The organism is Burkholderia sp. 28_3, assembly GCF_003253915.1.
In the GTDB taxonomy this organism is placed as follows: Bacteria; Pseudomonadota; Gammaproteobacteria; order Burkholderiales; family Burkholderiaceae; genus Burkholderia; species Burkholderia cenocepacia.
In genome coordinates this window covers 1-1448 of record NZ_QKZF01000078.1, presented here as the reverse complement: position 1 = coordinate 1448, position 1448 = coordinate 1, and the positions used below count along the sequence as shown (strand labels likewise).

The 1448-nt window shown below is 57.0% G+C and carries 1 protein-coding gene; it reads left to right on the top strand.

Annotated elements, in window-relative coordinates:
- Nucleotides 1–51 precede the first annotated feature (51 nt).
- Nucleotides 52–1415 (top strand): IS3-like element ISBcen10 family transposase gene (locus DFS13_RS39670; protein WP_085964348.1). Its coding sequence is split into 2 segments (ribosomal slippage): nucleotides 52–514 and nucleotides 514–1415, totalling 1365 coding nucleotides; the frame shifts between segments, so codons are not numbered across the junction.
- Nucleotides 1416–1448 lie beyond the last annotated feature (33 nt).

Below are 1448 nucleotides of genomic sequence, written 5' to 3'. Positions count from 1 at the left end.
CTGAGCTGCACCCCAAAAGTTGGACTAGATCCAACCTTTGGGGTGTTTTTCATGACGAAGTACGACGAACGTTTTCGGCGTCGAGTGGTTCAGGCGTACCTGGCTGGAGAGGCCGGCACCAAGACACTTGCTCACCGTTACGGAGTGGGCAGGACAATGGTGCGACGTTGGGTGGCGAGCTATCGCGAGCATGGTGAACAGGGGCTGCGCAAGAAGCACAGCCACTACGACGCGCGATTCAAGTTGTCAGTCCTTCAGCGGATGCGGCGCGATGAACTGTCGTATGCACAGGTGGCAGCGCTGTTCGGCATCCGCAATGAACGAAGCATCCCGATCTGGGAGCGTCTGTATCATGAGGGCGGTATAGATGCGTTGGCGCCTCGTCGCCGAGGGCGCCCTCCGAAAATGATCACCTCACCACCACCGAAATCCCCCGACGATACCGTGCAGAAAGAGCCGAGCCGCGAGGAACTGCTCAAGGAAATCGTGTATTTGCGCGCGGAGGTGGCATACCTAAAAAAGCTCGATGCGCTGCTGCAATCCAAGAAGCAGGCAGCGCCCAGGAAAAAGCGCAAATAGTGCGTGAGCTCAGGCAGTGTCATCCGGTAGCTGCGCTCCTGAAGGCGGCAGGCCTGGCGCGCAGCACGTTCTATTACCAGCTCAAGGCATTGGCTGCCGGCGATCGGTATGCGAATCTCAAAGCGAAGATCCAGACCGTATACGACCACCACAAGGGCCGTTACGGCTATCGGCGAATCACGGCGGCGATCCGGCAGACCGGAGATGCGATCAACCACAAGACCGTGCAACGGTTGATGGGACAGCTGCAATTGAAATCTCTGGTACGCCCAAAGAGATATCGTTCCTGGCGAGGCGAAGTCGGCCGCGTTGCCCCGAATCTACTGCGGCGTCAGTTTGATGCTGAACGCCCGAATCAGAAGTGGGTGACCGACGTGACCGAATTCAATGTAGAGGGCCAAAAGCTCTATCTATCGCCGGTGATGGACTTGTACAACGGGGAGATCGTCGCTTACCAAATGGATGAGCGCCCGAGCTTCGAGTTGGTCAGCTGCATGTTGAAGAAGGCGTTGGCCAAGCTCGATGATGAAGGACGGCCGTTACTGCATTCGGATCAAGGCTGGCAGTATCAGATGCCCGCCTACCGTCGGCTGTTGAAGCAGCATGCGCTCACCCAGAGCATGTCGCGCAGAGGCAACTGCCTTGATAACGCAGCCATGGAGAGCTTCTTCGGCACGCTGAAATCCGAGTGCTATCGGCTGACGCGCTTTGCGAGCGTGGAGCAGTTGCGAGATGCGTTGAGCCGTTACATCCACTACTACAACCACGAACGCATCAAGCTGAAATTAAATGGGCTGAGTCCCGTGCAATACAGGACTCAGCCCTTGGCCGCTTAGCTTTTAACCGTCCAACTTCGTGGGGTCAGTTCA